This window comes from Bradyrhizobium sp. UFLA03-84 (genome assembly GCF_002289535.1).
Lineage (GTDB): Bacteria > Pseudomonadota > Alphaproteobacteria > Rhizobiales > Xanthobacteraceae > Bradyrhizobium > Bradyrhizobium viridifuturi.
Map to the genome: position 1 here is coordinate 567,161 of NZ_NSJY01000014.1, position 18,879 is coordinate 586,039.

The following is an 18,879-nucleotide window of genomic DNA, read 5'->3' on the forward strand; positions in this document are numbered from 1 at the left end:
TGGCACGGGCCTAGCCGGTGGCCGCGTTGGCGAACTTGTTGCTGAGGAAGATCGCGCCGGTGGAGGCGATCTTCTCGCCCGCTTGCAGGCCGCTGAGGATCTGCCGCCAACCGTCCTGCTCCATGCCGATCGTCACCGAGCGGCGGTCGAACTTGCGGCCGTCGGTCGTGACCCACACCGTCATCGTGCCGTCGCCCTCACGCACGATGGCGTCCAGCGGAACGCTCACCGACAGTTTCGGCGGCTCGGTTTCGATGGTGAAGTTCGCCAGCATGCCGGCGCGCAGCTTGTGCTGGGGATCGTCGATCACCGAACGCACAAGCTGGCGGTGCGAGTTCGGATCGATGTTGAGACCAAGCGTCGTCACCCGGCCGCGAAACACCTCGTTCGGATAGGCCGGCACCCGCACCTCGACCGGCTGGCCGATCCGGTAGGAGGGAGCATCGGTCTCGATCACATTGGCGACCATCCACATCGTCGAGATGTCGGCCAGCGAATAGGGTGCCGGTGCATTGCCGGGCTGCACGAAGAGACCCGGCGCGGCGTTGCGGGCAATGATCCGGCCGGAGATCGGGCTCGGCACCACCAGGATGGAGTCGACCTTGCGGTCGGCGACGATGCGGTCGATCTCGGCGTCGGTCTTGCCGAAGATGCGCACGGCGTCGCGGCCGGCCTTGTAGTTGCCCTCGGCGGTCTGCTGGTCCGACGTCGCCTGGTCGACGTCCTTCTGCGCGCCGCCGCCGGTCTTCAGCAGCTGCCTGACCCGCGCCAGCGTCCTGGTCTGGAGTTCGAGCACGCCGGCCGAGGCGAGCAGCGAGGATTCGGCCTGCAACAGATCGGGGCTGTCGATCGTGAACAGCCTGTCGCCCTTCGCGACCTCGTCACCGACGTTGAGGGGCGTGTCGACGATCCTGCCGGGATTCGGGGTGAACGCCTGCACCAGCATGTTCTGGTTGAAATCGATCGAGCCGACTGCGTTCTTCAGTGTCCGGAACGAGCGCGGCTCCGCGGCCATGATCTTCATGGAAGCCGCCTGCTTGTCATTCAGTGCAACGTATTGCTGCTCGACATTGACGTCCTGCGTCGCAGTCTCCTGCACGGCCTTGGCGTTTACGACACCGTCGGCACGTGTCGTGAGCCACGCGCCGACGAGAAGCGCCGCCAGCACCGGCATCGCCGCAAAGCCCATAAACTTCATTCGAAATGACATCGCCCGCCTGGCCAGTACTGCATGAGAGCTCCACGCGGGAGACGAGGTCTTGCCGCGTGGCGGGCCGTCGTCGAGCTCCCGGTGAGAGCGGATGAACAGTTATCAGGGCTTGCTGACGCCAGCCTTACATTTGCCCTTTTCCGGGATGCGCCAGGCGCGCGATTTTGATTGCAGGGAGAGCCGGTTTATCTATTTTGCGTGGGAATGGGAGCCGCCTCACATAGCCAAAACATAGCGCCGGACGGCCAATCGAGACGGTGTGCTCAAATGCGTGTCGTTTGCATATCGGACTTGCTCAACGCGTGATCTGTTGCGGATTTTTCGCTTGGCTGGCGCATCGCAACAAGGTGTGCAAACAGAAGGCCGGTCGAATGAAGACAGGAATGCCGCGATGCGCCTTCTGATCGTCGAGGATAACGTCGAACTCTCGAGATTGCTCGCCAGCGGGCTGCTGGCGGCGGGATATGAGTCCGATATCGTCAACAGCGTCGCCGAGGCGCGCGATGCGCTGCGCAGCGTGAGCTATGCTGCCATGATCCTCGATCTCAGCCTGCCCGACGGTGATGGCCTGTCGGTGCTGTCGGAGTTGCGCCGCAAGAACGACCCGCTGCCGGTCCTGGTGCTGACCGCGCGCAATGGGCTGCAGGACCGGGTCAATGGCCTGCGCAGCGGCGCGGACGACTATCTGGCGAAGCCGTTCGCGCTGGAAGAGTTGGTGGCGCGGCTCGAAGCCATCCTGCGCCGACCCGGCCAGCTGCTCGGCTCATCGCTGAAGCTCGCCAATCTCATCTACGACACCGAGAGCAAGCAGGTGTTCGTCGACGGCGCGCCGCACGTGTTTTCCGCGCGCGAGACGTCGGTGCTCGAGATCCTGCTGCGGCGGCAGGGACGGGTGGTGCCGAAGAAGAATGTCGAGGATCATATCTTCGGACTGTCGGGCGAGGTCGCTTCGAATGCCGTCGAGGTCTACGTGTCGCGGCTGCGCAAGCTGCTCAGCGAGCACCGCGCCAAGGTGATCATCCACACCATTCGTGGCGTCGGCTATCTGATGGCGGAGGAGAAGTAGGGGTGGTGTTCCGCTTCACGTCGCTGACCTCGCGGATCGTGTTCCTGCACATCATGGCGGTCGCGGTCGCCGCGATCTTCCTGCCGCTGCTGCTGCTGTGGCTCTTGAACTCGGAGATCAACCAGCTGCATCGCGAGGCGATGCGCGATCAGGCCGCCGATCTCGGCCAGAACCTCACGGTCGATTCCGCCGGCAAGGTGCAGCTCAACCTGCCGGATAGCCTGAGAGGGCTCTATTCCGACGCCTATGGCCGCTACCGCTACGACATCTACGATGCGGACGACAATCTGCTGTTTTCGTCGCATCGCGGGGCGCCGCGACCGCCGGCTGCGGCCGATAGGATTTCCGGCGCCAGCGTCACCCAGCTCGTCGGCGGCGCGACGCTGCGCATCCAGGTCGCCGAGGACCTGTCGCATCGCGACGTCATCATCGACGACATCGTCTCCAATTTCTTCCGGCGGGTCGGCTGGATCACCATCCCGATCCTGCTGATCCTGCTTGCGACCGACATCCTGATCTTCCGCCGCGCCGTGATTCCGCTGCTGCGCGCCTCGGAGGAGGCGAGGAGCATCGGGCCGGCGAGGACCGACATCCGTCTCCCGACGGACGGGATTCCGAGCGAGATCCTGCCGCTGGTGACCGCCGTCAACCAGGCCTTCGACCGTCTGGAGGATGGATTTCACGCGCAGCGCCAGTTCACGGCCGATGCCGCGCATCAGCTGCGCACGCCGCTCGCGATCCTGAGGACCCGGATCGAGACGCTGGATGTGAGCAAGGGGACCAGGGAGCTGCATGCCGACATCGAGAGCATGAGCCGTATAGTCAGTCAGCTGCTCGAGATCGCCGAGCTCGATACGCTGGTGCTGGACCCCGGCGAGACCGCGGACCTGCGCGCCGTGTGCGCCGAGGTGGTCGGCTCGATCGCGCCCTATGCACTGGCGCAGCAGAAGGACATCGCGCTGCGCGGCACCGATGGTCCGGTGCGGGTCAAGGGCAATGCCGAGATGCTGCAGCGCGCGATCTTCAACTTGGCGGAGAACGCCATCAAGTACACCGCCGACGCGACCTCGGTCGATGTCGAGGTGCATGAGGACGGTTCGGTGCAGGTGCGCGACTGCGGGCCCGGCATTGCGCCCGCCGAGCAGGGCCTGGTGTTCCAGCGCTTCTGGCGCGGCGATCGGCAGCGCCACCGCACCGATGGTGCAGGGCTCGGCCTCTCGATCGTCCGCGGCGTCGTCGACGATCACGACGCGACGATCAAGGTCGAGAACCTGCCGTCCGGCGGTGCCCAGTTCACGCTGAGCTTCCGCCTCGCCAAAGCGGAAGCGGCGACCGCCTGAGCGGCCCGGTCCGTGGCAACCGGTCGTACTGCGGGACGACCGGTTTACTTCACCTTGCCGCCGGACAGGTCCATGATCATGCGCGTGGCAAGATACAGGCGCGGCACGATGCTGTTGATCTGGACGTATTCGGCATCGTTGGAGTGTGCGCCGAAGCCGGACAGGCCCATGCCTTCGACCACGGCGCCCTTGGTCTTGAGCGCGGCAAAGGCGGCGTCGGTGCCCCCGCCCGTGGCCCTCTCGGCGACGTTTATCGACAAGCCCAGTTCCTGATAAATCGCCTTGCCGTGGCCGGCCACGCTGCGCGAGGCGTCGTTGGCTTCGAGCGGCGGACGGCGGACCTCGAATTTCACGTCGACCTTGGAGTCGGGCAGCAGGCGGTTCTTGATCTTGTCTTGTAGGGCTTTCTCGAGCTCGTCGAAGTCAGACACCTTGAGCGCACGGGCATCGGCCTGTGCAGTGGCTTCGGCGGGGATCACGTTGCGGTTGGTGCCTGATTTGGAAACCGTCCAGTTCAGCTTCAGGCCCTGCTCGGGCTTGGACAGGTCCTTCATCTGCAGCACCTGATGCGACAGTTCGTAGAGTGCATTCACGCCGCCTTCGGGCCTCGCCCCCGCATGCGACGACTTGCCGTGCACCGTGAGATAGGCCGAGCCGATGCCGCTGGTGGCGAGGCGGAGCGTGCCGCTGGCGTCGCTGCCCTCGAACGAGAACACGGCGTCCTGCTCCGAGGCGACGCGGGTGATGGTTGAGCGCCAACCGGGCGAGGAGATCTCCTCGTCGCCATTGATGAGCACCGTAAGCGTGCCGTAGTCCTTGAAGTTCATCTTCTGCAGCAGTGCAACGGTGTGGATGATGGTGGCGATGCCCTGCTTGTCGTCGGCGATGCCGAGCCCATAGGCCTTGTCGCCGTCGATGCGGAAGGGTTGGTCCTTCAGCATGCCCTTGAGATAGACCGTGTCCATGTGCGCGATCAGCATGATCTTCGCGCTGCCCGAGCCCTTGAAGACGGCCTGCACGGCCGGGCCGATCTTCTCGGGCGTGTCGTCGAGGTGATAGATGTCGGTGGTTTGCAGGATGTCCACCGTGCCGCCGAGCTGCTTGAGCTGGCCGGCGATGCGTGCGGCGATCTGGTTGAGGCCGTCGATGTCCTTGCTGCCGGATTCGATCTGCACGAGGTCGCGCAGGGTGTCGAGCAGCGGCTGCTGCTCCTGTTGTGCCAACGAGCGAATGTCGGCTGCCGGCGCAGCCTGCGCCATGGTGGCGGCAAGCGCCAGGCCGAGGGATGCGATCAGCGGGCGAACGAACGAGCGGGTGGGGCGCGATTGGGGCATGGTCGGCAATCTGTGAGTTCGAGGGCGATCCGTGCCTCGTCTATTCACAGGCTGCTTCGCCGCCGTCAACAGCCGCGGCCGGCCTCGCTTCGCGAGGCAGGCCAGCGGGTGACAGGGCGCCGGCTACTGCTTCGGCTGGCCGAAATCGAGCGGCGGCAGCTCGATCTGCGGCACCTCGATCTTGACCTTGTTGAGGTCGACGTCGAGCGGCTTGTCGAGCAGGCCGGTGACGACGACCGGGAATGCGATCACCAGCGCCACCATGATCGCCTGCAACCCGATCCAGGGCATCGCGCCCCAGTAGATGTCGGAGCTCTTCACTTCCTTCGGTGCCACGCCACGCAGATAGAACAGCGCGAAGCCGAACGGCGGATGCAGGAACGAGGTCTGCATGTTGACGCAGAGCATCACGCCGAACCAGATCAGCGCGGCATCCGGGCCGACCACCGGCGCCAGCACCTTCTGGGCGATCGGCGCGATCATCGGCAGGATGATGAAGGCGATCTCGAAGAAGTCGAGGAAGAACGCCAGGAAGAAGATGAAGATGTTGATGAAGATCAGGAAGCCCCAGACACCGCCGGGTAGCGAGGTCAGATGGTGCTCCAGCCAGGTGCCGCCGGACACGCCGAGGAACACCACCGAGAAGCAGGTCGATCCGATCAGGATGAAGGTGACCATGCAGGTGATACGCATGGTGGTCTCGTAGCCCTGCTTGATCAGGTCGCGCAGATCCGGGATCTTCACGGCCTCAAGGCAGATCCAGACCACCGCGAGATAGGTGATCGCGAAGGCGAGCCTGAAGATCAGATTCTCGGCGTAGAGCATCGCGACGATGGTGCCGATGCCGCCGGCGATCACGCCGACGATGAGCACCTTGCGCCCGTTCGCGCTGAAATCCTTGTGGTGGATCGCAGCGAGCACGATGGCGCCGACCGCGCCCATCGCGCCGGCTTCGGTCGGGGTGGCAAGGCCCATCATCATGGTGCCGAGCACGACGAAGATCAGCACGGCCGAGGGGATGATGCCGAGCAGGCACTTCTTCCACAGCGCCCAGCCGGTCAGCGTGCGGGCCTCGACCGGCACGGCAGGGACGTGGCTCGGCTTGAAGACGCCGAGCAGGAAGGTGTAGCCGGCGAACAGCATGATCTGGAACACCGACGGTCCCCACGCGCCGAGATACATGTCGCCGACCGACTTGCCGAGCTGGTCGGCGAGCACGATCAGGACGAGAGAGGGAGGGACAAGTTGCGTGATGGTGCCGGAGGCCGCGAGCACGCCGGTGATGTAGCGGATGTTGTAGCCGTAGCGGATCATCACCGGCATCGAGATCAGCGCCATCGCGATCACCTGCGCCGCCACCGTGCCGGTGATGGCGCCGAGGATGAAGCCGACGATGATCACGGAATAGCCGAGGCCGCCGCGGATCGGGCCGAACAGCTGGCCCATCGAATCCAGCATGTCCTCGGCGAGCCCGCATCTCTCCAATATCGCGCCCATGAAGGTGAAGAACGGGATCGCGAGCAGCAGCTCGTTGGACAGCACGCTGCCGAAGATGCGGCCCGGGATCGCCTGCAGGAAGTTGAGGTCGAAGAAGCCGAGATAGATCGACAGAAACCCGAACGACAGGCCGACCGCGGCCAGCGTGAACGCCACCGGATAGCCGACCAGCATCGCAATGATCAGGCCGCCGAACATCAGCGGCGGCATCATCTCCAGCGTGATCGTCATTGCGTCGGCCTCTCATACTTCGCGTCGATGGTCACATAGCCCTGCAGCGCGGCGATCCGCTTGATCACCTCTGAGACGCCTTGCAACGCAAGCATCACGAAGCCGGACGGGATAACGAACTTGATCGGCCAGCGCAGCAGGCCGCCGGCATTGCCGCTCATCTCGCCGACCGCATAGGCCTGGTAGAAGAACGGCCAGGACAGATAGGCGAGCAGCAGGCAGGCCGGGATCAGGAAGAACAAGGTGCCGATCATGTCGAGCCAGAGCTGGCCGCGCTCGGACAGCATCAGATAGAGGATCTCGACGCGCACATGCTCGTTGCGCTTGAAGGTGTAGGAGGCGCCGAACATCACGAGGATCGCGAACATGTACCACTGCGCCTCGAGCCAGCCGTTCGAGGAGTAGCTGAACGCATACCGGATCATGGCGTTGCCGGCGCTGACCAGGCAGGCGATCAGCACGAGCAGGTTGCAGACGTAGCCGATCTTCTCATTGAGGCGGTCGATGGCCTGACTTAGTGCCAACATTGGGCGCATCACGATCTCCGCGGTCGCGCGATCTGCGCACCGAATATCTTCTCAAGCATCATCTGGCCGCCGCGCGCATGCGCACGGAGCCACGGCTCACTTTCAGGAGCAGTTGCAAGCGATCGTCCTCCCCCGAAATGCGCTTCCGCCGTTGTTAGCTGCTCTTGGCTGCCGGATCGTCGACAACCGACGGGCAGCGGCCTGTCCGGCCTGGCAAGCGTGAAAGCCGGGGCACCAAATCAGCGCCGCGGAACGCCGTCAATCGGAAAATGGGCAAATTGACGCCGCGGCAAACCGTTGTCCCGCCTTGGTAATCGGGGGACGAAGCAGGCGTCGGGAGAGGGCTTCGGACTAGCCGCCGGTCACGCTCATGTGGCGGCTGACGCTCGGGCGGTTATGGCGGCGGTCGATGATGAAGTCGTGCCCCTTCGGCTTCAGTCCGATGGCCCGGTCGATGGCCGCCGACAGCAGATCATTATCGGGCGAAGCGCGGAGCGGGCGACGCAGGTCGGAGGCGTCCTCGTGACCGAGGCAGGTGTGCAGCGTGCCGGTGCAGGTGATCCGCACCCGGTTGCAGGATTCGCAGAAATTGTGGGTCATCGGCGTGATGAAGCCGAGCTTGCCGCCGGTCTCGGCGATGCGGACATAGCGGGCAGGGCCGCCGGTGTCGTCGGCAAGGTCGGTCAGCGTGTAGTGCTTCTCGAGCCGCGCGCGCAGCAGTGACAGCGGCACGTACTGATCGATGCGGCCCTCGCCGATGTCGCCCATCGGCATCACCTCGATCAACGTCAGGCCCATGCCCTTGCCGTGCGCCCATTCCATCAGCGCGGGAATCTCGTCCTCGTTCATGTTCTTCAGCGCGACCGCATTGATCTTGACCGCGAGCCCGGCCGAGCGCGCCGCCTCGATGCCCGACAGCACCTTGTCGATGTCGCCCCAACGGGTGATGGCCCGGAATTTTACGGGGTCGAGCGTGTCGAGCGAGACGTTGACGCGGCGCACGCCGCAATCGGCCAGCTCCTGCGCGAAGCGGGCGAGCTGCGAGCCGTTGGTGGTCAGGGTCAATTCGTCGAGCGCGCCGGTCGAAAGGTGGCGCGACAGCGAACGCACCAGGCCCATCACGTTGCGGCGGACCAGCGGCTCACCGCCGGTGAGGCGGATCTTGCGCACGCCCTTGGCGACGAAGGCGGAGCAGAGCCGGTCGAGTTCCTCCAGCGTCAGGAGATCCGCCTTCGGCAGGAACGTCATGTCTTCCGACATGCAGTAGAAGCAGCGCAGGTCGCAGCGGTCGGTGACGGAGACGCGCAGGTAACGGATCGTCCGGCCGAACGGATCGGTCATCGGACGGAACAGCGTGTCGGGTTGCGCCTGCGTGGATCCGTTCATTCAGCTCAAGCCTTGCAATCTGTCGCTGCGTGCCGAGCCGTGGTCGGCCCGCACGCACAATCTATGCATGTTGGCACACCGTCACAATGCGTTCCAAGGGATGATCCGCAACCTGCAATGCGAATTGCGAAGCGATAGGTGAGGCAGATCGCGCGATGCATGATCGCAATCGCCGATGTGTCTTCACACAATGCAGAAAACCCGGCCTGCGGCCGGGTTCTTGTGCACTGCAATCACGCAATGTCTAGCGCGTTGGCGCTGGCGCGGCAGCCGGCGGCGGCGCCGCAGCCGGGGCAGGGAACGCCGCGTCCGGCGCGGCGGCAGGCGCCCCGGCAGCAGCCGGCTTCGGCTTCTTCCGCTTCGGCCGCGGCTTGTGCGCGCGCGGCGGCGGGCCGGCGGGCTGTAGCTCGGCGAACACCGGGCTCGGATCGAGCGTGGTGGTGGCAGGGCTGCTGAAGTCGCCCGGCGAGCGGGTCACTGTCACCGGCACCGTCGCCGGCTGGAACTTCGGCATATTGAAGGTGACGGTGAAGTTGCTCTCCGGAGCCGGGATCGACACGGAGCAGGGCGTCTTGCAGCCCGGCCCGATCGACGTCACGGCGTCGGCGCCTTGTGGGTTCGAATCCAGCTGCACCTGCATTGGCGGCGGCGCGGACTTGAACGAATCCAATGAGAAGGAGGAGCAGCCGGCCAGGCTCAGCCCGGCGGCCGCAATTACGATGATACGACGCATGATCCACACTCTAATGCGGCAATCAGCCACAATCCCCGGCCCGACCATAGGAGCGTCGGAACAGAGGCGCAACAGGGGGAGGGCTGTTCGTTAAAGGATGGTTAATGGCAAAATCGCATGGCAAAATATTGCCAAGCGATATCAGTGTGTTGTGAGAAGCTTATGCGCCGATGAGGCTGGCGATGGCGTCCGGCAGGTCGCGCATATGGCTGATCAGCCGATCCGGCTTCAGCTCGGTCATCGGCACGTCAGTGTAGCCGAAATCGACCCCGATCACCGGCACGTTTGCGCGCCGGGCGACCCCGACGTCAGGACCGGCATCGCCGACCATGATGGCGCCCGGCAGCCTGCCGCCGGCGCGGACCACCGTCTCGCGCAGGAACGCCGGATCGGGCTTGGCAACGCCGAACGTGTCCTGGCCACAGATCGCAGCAAAGCGCGGCGTCAAACCGAGCCGGTCGAGCAACAGCTTCGACAGCCACTCCAGCTTGTTGGTGCAGACCGCAAACTGGTGGCCCTTCGCCGCGAGCAAGTCGAGCGTAGTCTCCAGCCCCTCGAACGGACGCGAGCCGTCGGCGATGTGTTCGGCGTAGAAGTCGACGAAATCCTTGGTCAGACGATCGAGGTCAGCGAGGCTGACCACGCGTCCGTCCACCTCGAGCCCGCGCTCGAGCAGCTTGCGCGCGCCGGCGCCGATCATGTTGCGCGCCGCCGACAACGGCACCGGCCGCATACCCTCGCGGTCGAGCACGTAATTGAGCGCGCTGATGAGATCAGGCGCGGTGTCGACCAGCGTGCCGTCGAGATCGAATACAATGATGGGAGGAGACGAGGCGGACATCTGTCTTTCGCTATCGGGCAGCGCCGCGCGATGCAAGAGAAGATGCTAGTGTCGCGCAAAAAAGGGAGGCTCGGATGCGGGAACTTGCCGGAAAAGCCGCTTTTGTCACCGGCGCGGCCAGCGGAATCGGACTGGCCATGGCAACCGCGTTCGCGCGCGAGGGCATGAAGGTGATGCTCGCCGACATCGAAACCCACGCGCTGGACAAGGCCGTCGACACGCTGCGGGCCGGCGGCGCGGATGTCCGTGGCGTGGTTTGCGACGTCGCCGACCCCGGCAGCGTCGACGGCGCGGCGCAGGCCTCGTTCCTCGCTTTCGGGAAGGTCCATGTCGTCTGCAACAATGCCGGCGTCGCGGGGGGCGGGGGCATCGACCGGATCTCCGTCGACGACTGGCGCTGGGTGATCGACGTCAACCTGATGGGCGTCGTGCATGGCATCCGGAGCTTCCTGCCGCATATCCGCGCGCACGGCGAGGGCGGCCATATCGTCAACACGGCGTCGATGGCCGGCATGAATGCGGGGCTCGGCGTGAGCCCGTATTCGGCGTCCAAATTCGCCGTCGTCAGCCTCTCCGAGGGGCTTTCGGCGCAACTGAAGCCGCTCGGGATCGGCGTCAGCGTGCTCTGCCCGAGCTATGTGCGGACCCGGATCGGCGAGAGCGGGCGCAACCGCCCGGAGCAATACGGCCCGCCGCGCCAGCCCGCTCCGGACAGCCCCGCAGCCGCGCTCATCGCCGAGATCGCGCGCCGCCTGGAGACCGGCCTCGACCCGTCGCTGGTTGCGGCCCAGGTGCTGGCCGCGATCCGCGACGACCAGTTCTACATTTTTACCCACCCCGGGATGCGAGCCGAGGTCGAGGACCGTTTTGCGGCGATTTTGGCCGCGATGGACGCCGTTTCGGCCTAAGGACGGGTCCGGATGACGCTATTCCTGTCCGTGAATCGAGGCTAGATATGCGCCCGCCGGGCCGCCCGATGGCGCGCCCGTAACGGACAACCGAGGGGCTATCGGCCGTGGACATGAACGCACTGAAACGCCAGGCGGCGGCGCGCGCGCTCGAAGAGGTGCGCGACGGCATGAAACTCGGGCTCGGCACCGGGTCGACCGCCAAGCACTTCGTCGAACTGCTCGGCGAGAAGGTCCGCTCCGGTATGAAGGTGATCGGAGTGCCGACCTCAGAGGCGACGCGGGCGGACGCGATCCGCTGCGGCGTGCCGCTGACCACGCTGGACGAGATCGACCATCTCGACCTCACCATCGACGGCGCCGACGAGATCGACCCCGCGCTCAATCTGATCAAGGGCGGTGGCGGCGCGCTGCTGCGCGAGAAGATCGTGGCCGCCGCAAGTGATCGCATGATCGTGATCGCCGATGACAGCAAATGGGTCGACGTGCTCGGCCGCTTTCCGCTGCCGGTCGAGGTGATCCCGTTCGGGCTCGCCGCAACGCAGGCTGCGATGGCGCGGGCGTTCCGTGAGGCCGGCGTGTCCGGCCAAATGATCATCCGTAAGGGCAAGGACGGTCACGTTTTTGTCACCGATGGCGGCCACTGGATCGTCGATGCCCATCTCGGCCGGATCGGCGACCCGCCGCGTCTTGCGGGTCTGCTCAGCGTCATTCCGGGCGTGGTCGAACACGGCCTGTTCATCGGGCTTGGCAGCGTCGCCGTCCTGGCCGGCGCACAGGGAATTCGGGTTGTTGAACGGCGATAGCGCCGCAAGCAAGGAGACTTGGAATGAAGCGTTTTTCGGGACTTTTGTCGGCAGCGGCCCTGGCGGCGGGACTGGCGCTCGCGGCAGCGCCGGCCATGGCGCAGCAGCAATTGCCCCCCATGCCCAAGGTCAAGCAGTCGACGCCCGCGGCGATCGCGGCCGCCAAGGAAATCTTGGCGATGAAGAACGTCGCGGTGATGTATTCCGGCGCCGTTCCGGGAATCATCGAGAAGACCAAGACCGGCCTGCTGCAGCAGTACCTGAACTACCAGAAGGATCTCGACGAGGTCGCGGTGATCGTCGCCAAGCAATTCGCGGGCAGCGAGAAGGAGATCGGCGACGGCATGGCGCAGATCTACGCCGCCGAGTTCACCGAGCAGGAGCTCAAGGACCTCGTGACGTTCTACAAGACGCCGCTCGGTCAGAAGCTTTTGACCGCGGAGCCCACTGCAATCAACGGCTCGCTGCAATATATGCAGCAGTGGGCGCAGCAGTTCGGCGTGATCGTCAACGGCCAGTTCAAGGCCGAGATGAAGAAGCGCGGCAAGGATATCTGATGGGTTTTTGAGCGCTCTGATGCGCTCCGTGTGACCTCGCCCCGCTCGCGGGGCGAGGATGAAAAGAGAGGTACCCATGGCCGAGTTTGACGTCGACCTGTTTGTCATCGGTGGTGGTTCGGGCGGCGTGCGTGCCGCCCGCATCGCTGCCAACTATGGCGCGAAGGTCGTGGTTGCCGAAGAATACCGGATGGGCGGTACCTGCGTGATCCGCGGCTGCGTGCCGAAGAAGCTGTTCGTGATCGGCAGCCATGTCCACCAGGAGATCGAGGACGCAGCCGGCTTCGGCTGGAGCATCGGCCAGGTCTCGTTCGACTGGGCGACGCTGGTCGCCAACAAGGACAAGGAGATCGCCCGGCTCGAGGGCGCCTACACCACCAATGTCGAGAAGTCCGGTGCGCGGATCGTCAAGTCCCGCGCAGTGCTGGAGGATGCCCACACGCTCCGCCTCGCCACCGGCGAGAAGGTCACCGCGAAGTACATCCTGATCGCCACCGGCGGCGCGCCCAATCACGGGCCGCATGTCCCCGGCATCGAGCACGTGATCTCCTCCAACGAGGCGTTTCATCTCAAGGAGCTGCCGAAGCGGATCGTGATCCAGGGCGGCGGCTACATCGCGCTGGAATTCGCCGGCATCTTCGCCAGCTACGGCTCCGACGTGACGGTGGTCTATCGCGGCGACAACATCCTGCGCGGCTTCGACGAGGACGTGCGCAAGCATGTCCGCGCCGAGATGGAGAAGCGCGGCATCACCATCATCACCGGCTGCACGGTGACCAAGGTCGACAAGCACGGACGGGACTTCACCGCGCATCTGTCCGGCGGGTCGAGCATTGCCGCCGACCAGGTGATGTTCGCGATCGGCCGCCATCCCAACGTCGCCAATCTCGGGCTGGAGACGGCAGGCGTCGCCATCAATCCCGCCAATGGCGGCATCCAGGTCGATGGCTGGTCGAAGACCTCGGTCGACAATATCTACGCGGTCGGTGACGTCACCCACCGCGCGAATCTGACGCCGGTCGCCATCCGCGAGGGCCATGCCTTCGCCGACACCGTGTTCGGCAAGCGTCCGGTGCAGGTCGACCACGCGACGATCCCGACCGCGGTGTTCTCGCAGCCCGAGGTCGGCACGGTTGGTCTAACGGAAGAAGAGGCGCGGGCGCAGTTCAGCCACGTCGACATCTACAAGACCGATTTCCGCCCGATCAAGGCGACGATGTCCGGCCGCGACACCCGCGTGCTGATGAAGCTCGTGGTCGACGGGTCGAGCGACCGCGTGCTCGGCTGCCACATCGTCGGCGACTGCGCCGCCGAGATCACGCAAGTCGTCGCGATCGCCGTGAAGATGAAGGCGACGAAAGCGGATTTCGATGCCACCATCGCGCTGCATCCGACCGCATCGGAGGAACTGGTGACGATGCGCACGCCCACCGCCCGCCACGTGCGGCAGGCGGCGGAGTAGGACACCCAGACGAGGCATTCTGCCGATGAGGTTTCTGGCGCTGTGGCTGATCCTGCTCGCCGCGCCGGGGCTCGCACGCGCCGACGACACTGCGTTCAAGGTCGGCGTCACGACGCGTGATTTGATTCCGCCCGAGCCTTACGATTGGCGCGGCGCCAAGCTGCACGCGCTCCGCGTCACGATCTGGTACCCGGCCGCAGCCGATGCGCGCGAGCAGCCGCAATGGACCGGGCCGCGCATCGTCCCATTCGTCAGCACCGGCAGCGCCGCGCCCGATGCGGCGCCGGCGGCGGGGCCCCGCCGCGGGCTGATCCTGCTGTCCCACGGTTTTGGCGGCTCCGCATCCACTCTCGCCTGGTTCGGCGCAGGGCTTGCGGCGCACGGATTCATCGCCGTTGCGCTCAACCACCCCGGCAACAACGGATCCGAACCTACGACGGTCGAGGGTTACACGTTGACGTGGTTGCGCGCCGTCGATCTCAGCGCGGTGATTGACGCCATGCGTGCCGACAGGACCTTCGGCGACCAGATCGATCCGGCGCGGATCGGCGCCGCCGGTCATTCATACGGCGGCAACACCGCGATCGCCATCGCCGGCGGCATCACCGATCCGGAGCGCACTCCGGCATTCTGCCGCTCGCCCGCCGCCGACGCGCTGTGCACGTCGCAGTCGGGCGCGACAGAGTTGCGCCAGAAGAGCCTGTCGCGCCTGACGACCGACCCCGATTTCCGCCAGCGCTACGGTCTTGCTGGCAGATCCTATCGTGACGAGCGCGTTCGCGCCGTGTTCGCAATGGCGCCGGGCCCCGTGCCGTCCTTCACGCCGGAGAGCCTCGGCGCCATATCGATCCCGCTCGCGATCGTCGCGGGAAGCGCCGACGAGGTCACACCGCCGGCCTCGGGTGCCGAGGCGCTCGGCAAGGCGGTGCCCCATGCCACGCTCAAGCTGTTTCCAGGCGCAGGCCACTTTATCTTCTTCGGGACCTGTACCCTGGCAGGGCGCCTGGTGATCGGCCGGGCCGTATGCCGCGATCCCGACGGCACCGATCGGGATGAAGTTCATGCAGAGACCTTGAGACTTGCGCTCGATTTCTTCACCGCAAACCTGCGGTGAGTGGGATCACGCCATGACGATGCGGATCGTCGTGTCGCAACATCCGGACACATTCGGCTCGCGTCTGGTCTGCGACCGGCGCCGTTACTCCGCGCCAATCAAGCGCCAACCCAGGCCGCCGGGCAGGACAATCGTTCCGATACGCGGAACCCGAAGCGCTCGTTCTGATTGTTACCCAGTACCGGTCACATCGGAAGGAGATGTCGCCATGACTGATCTGGGTTTGATGACGCGCAAGTCGGTCGCCACCATCATCGCGGAGGCGGGCGAGCACACGCTCGGCAAGACGCTCGGGGCGCTGAGCATCACGGCACTCGGGATCGGCTGCATCATCGGTGCGGGCATCTTCGTTCTGACCGGCACCGCGGCGGCGCATTATGCCGGCCCTGCCATCATGCTGTCCTTCGTCGTCGGCGGCATCGCCTGCGCCTTTGTCGGCCTTTGCTACGCCGAGCTCGCGGCGCTGCTGCCGGTCTCCGGCAGCACCTATACCTACACCTACGCGACCCTCGGCGAGCTGTTCGCCTGGATCATCGGCTGGGACCTGATCCTCGAATACGCGATGGGCGCCTCCACCGTCGCAGTCGGCTGGTCCGGCTACATCGCCTCGCTGCTGCGCAATTTCGGCATCAACATTCCCGCGCAATATGCCGCGGCGCCGTGGACCGAGGCCAAGCTGGCCGATGGCTCGACGGTCGCCGGCATCGTCAATCTGCCGGCGGCGTTCATCGTACTGCTGCTGACCGCGATGCTGATCGGTGGAACCAAGGAGTCGGCCCGGCTCAACAACATCATGGTCGGCATCAAGCTCGCCGTTGTGCTCGCCTTCATCCTGTTCGGCGCCGGGTACGTGACGCCGGCGAACTGGCATCCCTTCATCCCCGATAACACCGGCACCTTCGGTCAGTTCGGCTGGACCGGCGTGATGCGCGGCGCCTCCGTCGTGTTCTTCGCCTTCATCGGCTTCGACGCGGTGTCGACCGCGGCGCAGGAAGCCAAGCATCCGCAGACCGACATGCCGATCGGTATTCTCGGCTCGCTGCTGATCTGCACGATCCTGTATGTCGCGGTCGCCGGCGTGCTCACCGGCCTCGTGCCCTACACCGAGCTCGGCGTCGCCGATCCGATCGCCAAGGGCGTCGATGTCATCGGACAGACCTGGTTCTCGGTGCTGATCAAGATCGGCGCGCTGTCCGGCCTCACCACGGTGATCCTGGTGCTGCTGTATGGCCAGAGCCGGATCTTCTTCCAGATCGCCAAGGACGGCCTGCTGCCAAGGCTGTTCTCCGACGTGCATCCCTCGCTCGGGACGCCCTGGAAGAGCCAGCTCATGATCGGCATCGTGGTCGCCATTGTCGCCGCGCTGACCCCGATCGATATCCTCGGCGAGATGGTCTCTATCGGCACGCTGTTCGCTTTCGTGCTAGTCTGTGGCGCGGTGATCTATCTGCGCAAGAGCGATGCGGAGATCGCGCGCCCGTTCCGCACGCCCGGCGTCCCTGTCGTCCCGGTGCTCGGCATCGCCTTCTCGCTGATGCTGATGGTGTTCCTGCCGCTGGAGACCTGGCTGCGGCTCGTCGTGTGGCTGGTGATCGGCCTCGGGCTCTATTTCGCCTATGGCCGCCGTCACTCGGTGCTGCTCAACGGAACGAGATCTTCCTGACAGCGCAACGCCGCTCGCTTGAAATACTTGCGAGCGGCGCTGTCTCTAGCCCCAGGAGGGTCGTGGCAAAATCCTGATGAGGATTGGTCTGCGTAGAGCCGCAGAGGTTTCATACCTCTGAAGGGGTAGTTTGCCGCTGTAATATCGCGCGTTGCCGGAGCGCGGGCTGCTCGCTGCGGCCGTTCGTTCCGGCGCCGGGGGGAATTAGGGCACCCTTGCTGACATGCATATGTGAATGCGGCCGCGCTTGTCCGGGCTCAGACTGCGGGCATGTTCAGACCGGATCACATGGACAGTTTGGATTACGGCTTCCTCGGCTTTGCCGGGGCGTCATTCATCGCCCTCATCGTCAGCGTCGCCTGGCTGCTGGTCGCGTGACGCTTCGACCTCATTTGTGATGACTTGGCCTCAGCCTGTGCCCCCCTGCTGGGGCCTTTTCTTTGGGCAGGTTCAAAATCAGATCCGGTTTCGGGCGAATGGCCTGCGCCATGGGCTTGTGCACAGATGGCGCGCTGTCGGCAGTGCGGCATCTCGCGCGCCTTGGAACCTTGCGCTATGCTGGCTGTTCCACTCTCAAACAGTTTGATGTCTCAAATTGAGGGAGCCGCCCATGACAGGTCCCACCGAGCAAGAGATTCGGACCCGCGCCTATGAGCTGTGGAAGGACGCCGGCGAGCCGCCAGGCCAGATGGATCAGCTCTGGTACAAGGCCGAACGGGAACTGCTGGAGCGCAAGGCCGCCAACGGCGAAACGCCCTGCGGAATGAACGGCCATCACAAGCCGTCCACCTATCAATAGGAGCGCGCCGGCCAAGCTGCGAAGCATCGCAGAGATGATTGCGCTAGTGTGCCTTGACCGAACCCTGAGGCACCAATGAGCGATGCGATTGATCTCGACGAAAAATTATCGACCTTCTCCGACTACTGGTCGCCGCGCACCGTCGCGCAGTTCAACGCCTGCGACGTCATGGTGGTGAAGGTGCAGGGCGAGTTCGTCTGGCACAAGCACGACGACACCGACGACTTCTTCCTGGTGCTGAAAGGCGTGCTCGACATCGAGCTGCGCGACCGCACCGTCACGCTGAGCCAAGGCCAGATGTACATCGTGCCGAAGGGCGTCGAGCATCGCCCCATCGCGCGGGAGGAGGTGCATCTGCTGCTGATCGAGCCGACCGGGACGCCGAATACGGGGGATGTGGCGACGGCAGCGGCGCGGAAGGTGGTGTGAGACCTTCGGTTCGCAGGGGCGACAGCGGAGGGTGTCGCCCTTACCCCTCCGCCTCGAGCCATTCCGCGGCGCCGCGCCACAGCGCGTCGCGGTGTTCGCTGCGGAAGAAGCCGAAATGGCCAATCTTCGGCACGCCGGCGTCCGCGGGACTGATCACGATGATGTCGGGCGTGATCGACGTGAACGCCGAGCACAGCAGTTCGACCGCCGGCCGCGTCGCCCAGGTGTCGTCGGTGATGGTGAGCGCGCGGAGCTTGCCCTTGAACTTCGGAAAATTTTCGCGCGCGGCAAGTGCTGGATCGTCGAGCAGGTAGCGCTCGCGCATCACCCAGCTTCGCCATTGCTCGAACACGCCGCGCGGCAGGTCCATGCCGAGGCCGGCCCAGGCGGGCACATAGCCGAGCGTCCGCGCCAGTGGCAGCCCGATGCCGTTCATGAAGGCGACGACGCGGTAGCGCTCGGGCGAGGCCATCAGCTTCCAATGCGCGGCCTGCGAGGCGATCAGCAGCGCGCGGGGAATGTCAGCGTTGTTGGCAAGCAGCCCGAGCGCCTGGCCGCCGAAGGAGTGGCCGACATAGGCAAACGGCAGGTCGCGATAGCGCTCGTGCATCCAGCGCACGGCGGCGGTGGCGTCGAGCGCGGCCCAGTCCGCCATCGTGGCCTTGAAGCCGGCCAGCGACTTCTGCTTGTTCAGGCCGGTCGCCGCCATCGGCCTGGAATCCCCGGTGCCACGGTAGTCGTAGGTGAGGACCGCGGCGCCGCGGCGGGCGAGGTAGCCGGCAAAGCCGCGATAGACCTTGCGCGGCACCGCGGTCGCCGAGTTGATCAGGACGGCGTGGCGCTTCTTAGCCCGGGGCAGGAACAGCGTCGCGGCAAGCGGATAGCCGTCCGCGGCCGGCACGACGATATCGTCGCTAAAAACGTCGTCCAGCGCGGCGGCGGCCACGGCGATTTCCCCGGCATTCATGCTATGCTC

18 protein-coding genes are annotated in these 18,879 nt (G+C 65.2%); 10 read left to right on the forward strand and 8 right to left on the reverse strand.

What is annotated here, in order from left to right; all coding sequences use genetic code 11:
• Positions 1-10: 10 nt before the first annotated feature.
• Positions 11-1,198 (reverse strand): efflux RND transporter periplasmic adaptor subunit, encoded by a 1,188-nt coding sequence (locus CK489_RS24185; protein WP_245350499.1) that lies wholly within the window; start codon positions 1,196-1,198, stop codon positions 11-13.
• A 403-nt stretch (positions 1,199-1,601) separates the two neighbouring features.
• Here CK489_RS24185 and CK489_RS24190 point away from each other — a divergent pair, with 403 nt between their 5' ends.
• Positions 1,602-2,276, forward strand: a complete 675-nt coding sequence (locus CK489_RS24190) for a response regulator transcription factor (RefSeq protein ID WP_050628986.1) — start codon at positions 1,602-1,604, stop codon at positions 2,274-2,276.
• Between the two features lie 5 nt (positions 2,277-2,281).
• Positions 2,282-3,616 (forward strand): sensor histidine kinase, encoded by a 1,335-nt coding sequence (locus tag CK489_RS24195; protein WP_050629019.1) that lies wholly within the window; start codon positions 2,282-2,284, stop codon positions 3,614-3,616.
• 44 nt (positions 3,617-3,660) lie between these two features.
• On the opposite strand, the gene CK489_RS24200 is transcribed toward CK489_RS24195, so the two are convergent.
• From CK489_RS24200 to CK489_RS24225, 6 genes are all read right to left on the reverse strand, one after another.
• A complete protein-coding gene (locus CK489_RS24200) occupies positions 3,661-4,950 on the reverse strand; it encodes a M20/M25/M40 family metallo-hydrolase (protein WP_095734077.1) in 1,290 nt (429 codons plus the stop codon).
• Positions 4,951-5,073: 123 nt separating this feature from the next.
• Entirely contained in the window at positions 5,074-6,678 is a 1,605-nt protein-coding gene (locus CK489_RS24205; RefSeq protein WP_050628988.1) for a TRAP transporter large permease, read from the reverse strand.
• Positions 6,675-7,214, reverse strand: coding sequence for a TRAP transporter small permease subunit (locus CK489_RS24210; RefSeq protein WP_050421808.1), 540 nt, complete (start codon positions 7,212-7,214; stop codon positions 6,675-6,677). The genes CK489_RS24205 and CK489_RS24210 overlap by 4 nt, the downstream gene beginning before the upstream one ends.
• A gap of 342 nt (positions 7,215-7,556) precedes the next feature.
• On the reverse strand, positions 7,557-8,591 hold the full coding sequence (gene moaA, locus CK489_RS24215; RefSeq protein WP_050628989.1) for a GTP 3',8-cyclase MoaA: 1,035 nt from the start codon (positions 8,589-8,591) through the stop codon (positions 7,557-7,559).
• A gap of 244 nt (positions 8,592-8,835) precedes the next feature.
• On the reverse strand, positions 8,836-9,324 hold the full coding sequence (locus CK489_RS24220; protein ID WP_095734078.1) for a hypothetical protein: 489 nt from the start codon (positions 9,322-9,324) through the stop codon (positions 8,836-8,838).
• Positions 9,325-9,484: 160 nt separating this feature from the next.
• Entirely contained in the window at positions 9,485-10,165 is a 681-nt protein-coding gene (locus CK489_RS24225; protein ID WP_050628990.1) for an HAD hydrolase-like protein, read from the reverse strand.
• Positions 10,166-10,239: 74 nt separating this feature from the next.
• Between CK489_RS24225 and CK489_RS24230 the strand changes: the two genes are divergently transcribed.
• The 8 genes from CK489_RS24230 to CK489_RS24265 all read left to right on the forward strand — a co-directional run bounded on the left by CK489_RS24230 (position 10,240) and on the right by CK489_RS24265 (position 17,903).
• Positions 10,240-11,073 (forward strand): SDR family NAD(P)-dependent oxidoreductase, encoded by an 834-nt coding sequence (locus CK489_RS24230; RefSeq protein ID WP_095734079.1) that lies wholly within the window; start codon positions 10,240-10,242, stop codon positions 11,071-11,073.
• 107 nt (positions 11,074-11,180) lie between these two features.
• The gene (rpiA, locus tag CK489_RS24235) at positions 11,181-11,879 is read left to right on the forward strand and encodes a ribose-5-phosphate isomerase RpiA (protein ID WP_094194007.1); all 699 of its coding nucleotides are present in this window, start codon (positions 11,181-11,183) and stop codon (positions 11,877-11,879) included.
• A 23-nt stretch (positions 11,880-11,902) separates the two neighbouring features.
• Positions 11,903-12,436 carry a DUF2059 domain-containing protein gene (locus tag CK489_RS24240; RefSeq protein ID WP_050628991.1) on the forward strand — a complete coding sequence of 178 codons (534 nt, stop codon included), beginning with the start codon at positions 11,903-11,905 and terminating at the stop codon, positions 12,434-12,436.
• A 76-nt stretch (positions 12,437-12,512) separates the two neighbouring features.
• The gene (gene gor / locus CK489_RS24245; protein WP_095734080.1) at positions 12,513-13,898 is read left to right on the forward strand and encodes a glutathione-disulfide reductase; all 1,386 of its coding nucleotides are present in this window, start codon (positions 12,513-12,515) and stop codon (positions 13,896-13,898) included.
• A gap of 25 nt (positions 13,899-13,923) precedes the next feature.
• The gene (locus CK489_RS24250; protein ID WP_095734081.1) at positions 13,924-15,012 is read left to right on the forward strand and encodes an alpha/beta hydrolase family protein; all 1,089 of its coding nucleotides are present in this window, start codon (positions 13,924-13,926) and stop codon (positions 15,010-15,012) included.
• Positions 15,013-15,220: 208 nt separating this feature from the next.
• A complete protein-coding gene (locus tag CK489_RS24255; RefSeq protein ID WP_095734082.1) occupies positions 15,221-16,675 on the forward strand; it encodes an amino acid permease in 1,455 nt (484 codons plus the stop codon).
• Positions 16,676-17,285: 610 nt separating this feature from the next.
• On the forward strand, positions 17,286-17,474 hold the full coding sequence (locus CK489_RS24260; RefSeq protein WP_050628993.1) for a DUF2934 domain-containing protein: 189 nt from the start codon (positions 17,286-17,288) through the stop codon (positions 17,472-17,474).
• A 75-nt stretch (positions 17,475-17,549) separates the two neighbouring features.
• Entirely contained in the window at positions 17,550-17,903 is a 354-nt protein-coding gene (locus tag CK489_RS24265) for a cupin domain-containing protein (RefSeq protein WP_095734083.1), read from the forward strand.
• Between the two features lie 40 nt (positions 17,904-17,943).
• On the opposite strand, the gene CK489_RS24270 is transcribed toward CK489_RS24265, so the two are convergent.
• The gene (locus tag CK489_RS24270) at positions 17,944-18,870 is read right to left on the reverse strand and encodes an alpha/beta hydrolase family protein (RefSeq protein ID WP_095734084.1); all 927 of its coding nucleotides are present in this window, start codon (positions 18,868-18,870) and stop codon (positions 17,944-17,946) included.
• Positions 18,871-18,879 lie beyond the last annotated feature (9 nt).

What these genes read in the sequence shown, in the direction of transcription:
- CK489_RS24225 (WP_050628990.1), bottom strand. Translation starts at nt 10,165, where the DNA reads ATGTCCGCCTCGTCTCCTCCCATCATTGTATTCGATCTCGACGGCACG.
- CK489_RS24265 (WP_095734083.1), top strand. Translation starts at nt 17,550, where the DNA reads ATGAGCGATGCGATTGATCTCGACGAAAAATTATCGACCTTCTCCGAC.
- CK489_RS24255 (WP_095734082.1), top strand. Translation starts at nt 15,221, where the DNA reads ATGACTGATCTGGGTTTGATGACGCGCAAGTCGGTCGCCACCATCATC.
- CK489_RS24220 (WP_095734078.1), bottom strand. Translation starts at nt 9,324, where the DNA reads ATGCGTCGTATCATCGTAATTGCGGCCGCCGGGCTGAGCCTGGCCGGC.
- CK489_RS24250 (WP_095734081.1), top strand. Translation starts at nt 13,924, where the DNA reads ATGAGGTTTCTGGCGCTGTGGCTGATCCTGCTCGCCGCGCCGGGGCTC.
- CK489_RS24205 (WP_050628988.1), bottom strand. Translation starts at nt 6,678, where the DNA reads ATGACGATCACGCTGGAGATGATGCCGCCGCTGATGTTCGGCGGCCTG.
- gor (WP_095734080.1), top strand. Translation starts at nt 12,513, where the DNA reads ATGGCCGAGTTTGACGTCGACCTGTTTGTCATCGGTGGTGGTTCGGGC.
- CK489_RS24200 (WP_095734077.1), bottom strand. Translation starts at nt 4,950, where the DNA reads ATGCCCCAATCGCGCCCCACCCGCTCGTTCGTTCGCCCGCTGATCGCA.
- CK489_RS24270 (WP_095734084.1), bottom strand. Translation starts at nt 18,870, where the DNA reads ATGAATGCCGGGGAAATCGCCGTGGCCGCCGCCGCGCTGGACGACGTT.
- CK489_RS24240 (WP_050628991.1), top strand. Translation starts at nt 11,903, where the DNA reads ATGAAGCGTTTTTCGGGACTTTTGTCGGCAGCGGCCCTGGCGGCGGGA.
- moaA (WP_050628989.1), bottom strand. Translation starts at nt 8,591, where the DNA reads ATGAACGGATCCACGCAGGCGCAACCCGACACGCTGTTCCGTCCGATG.
- CK489_RS24210 (WP_050421808.1), bottom strand. Translation starts at nt 7,214, where the DNA reads ATGCGCCCAATGTTGGCACTAAGTCAGGCCATCGACCGCCTCAATGAG.
- CK489_RS24185 (WP_245350499.1), bottom strand. Translation starts at nt 1,198, where the DNA reads ATGAAGTTTATGGGCTTTGCGGCGATGCCGGTGCTGGCGGCGCTTCTC.
- CK489_RS24230 (WP_095734079.1), top strand. Translation starts at nt 10,240, where the DNA reads ATGCGGGAACTTGCCGGAAAAGCCGCTTTTGTCACCGGCGCGGCCAGC.
- CK489_RS24190 (WP_050628986.1), top strand. Translation starts at nt 1,602, where the DNA reads ATGCGCCTTCTGATCGTCGAGGATAACGTCGAACTCTCGAGATTGCTC.
- CK489_RS24260 (WP_050628993.1), top strand. Translation starts at nt 17,286, where the DNA reads ATGACAGGTCCCACCGAGCAAGAGATTCGGACCCGCGCCTATGAGCTG.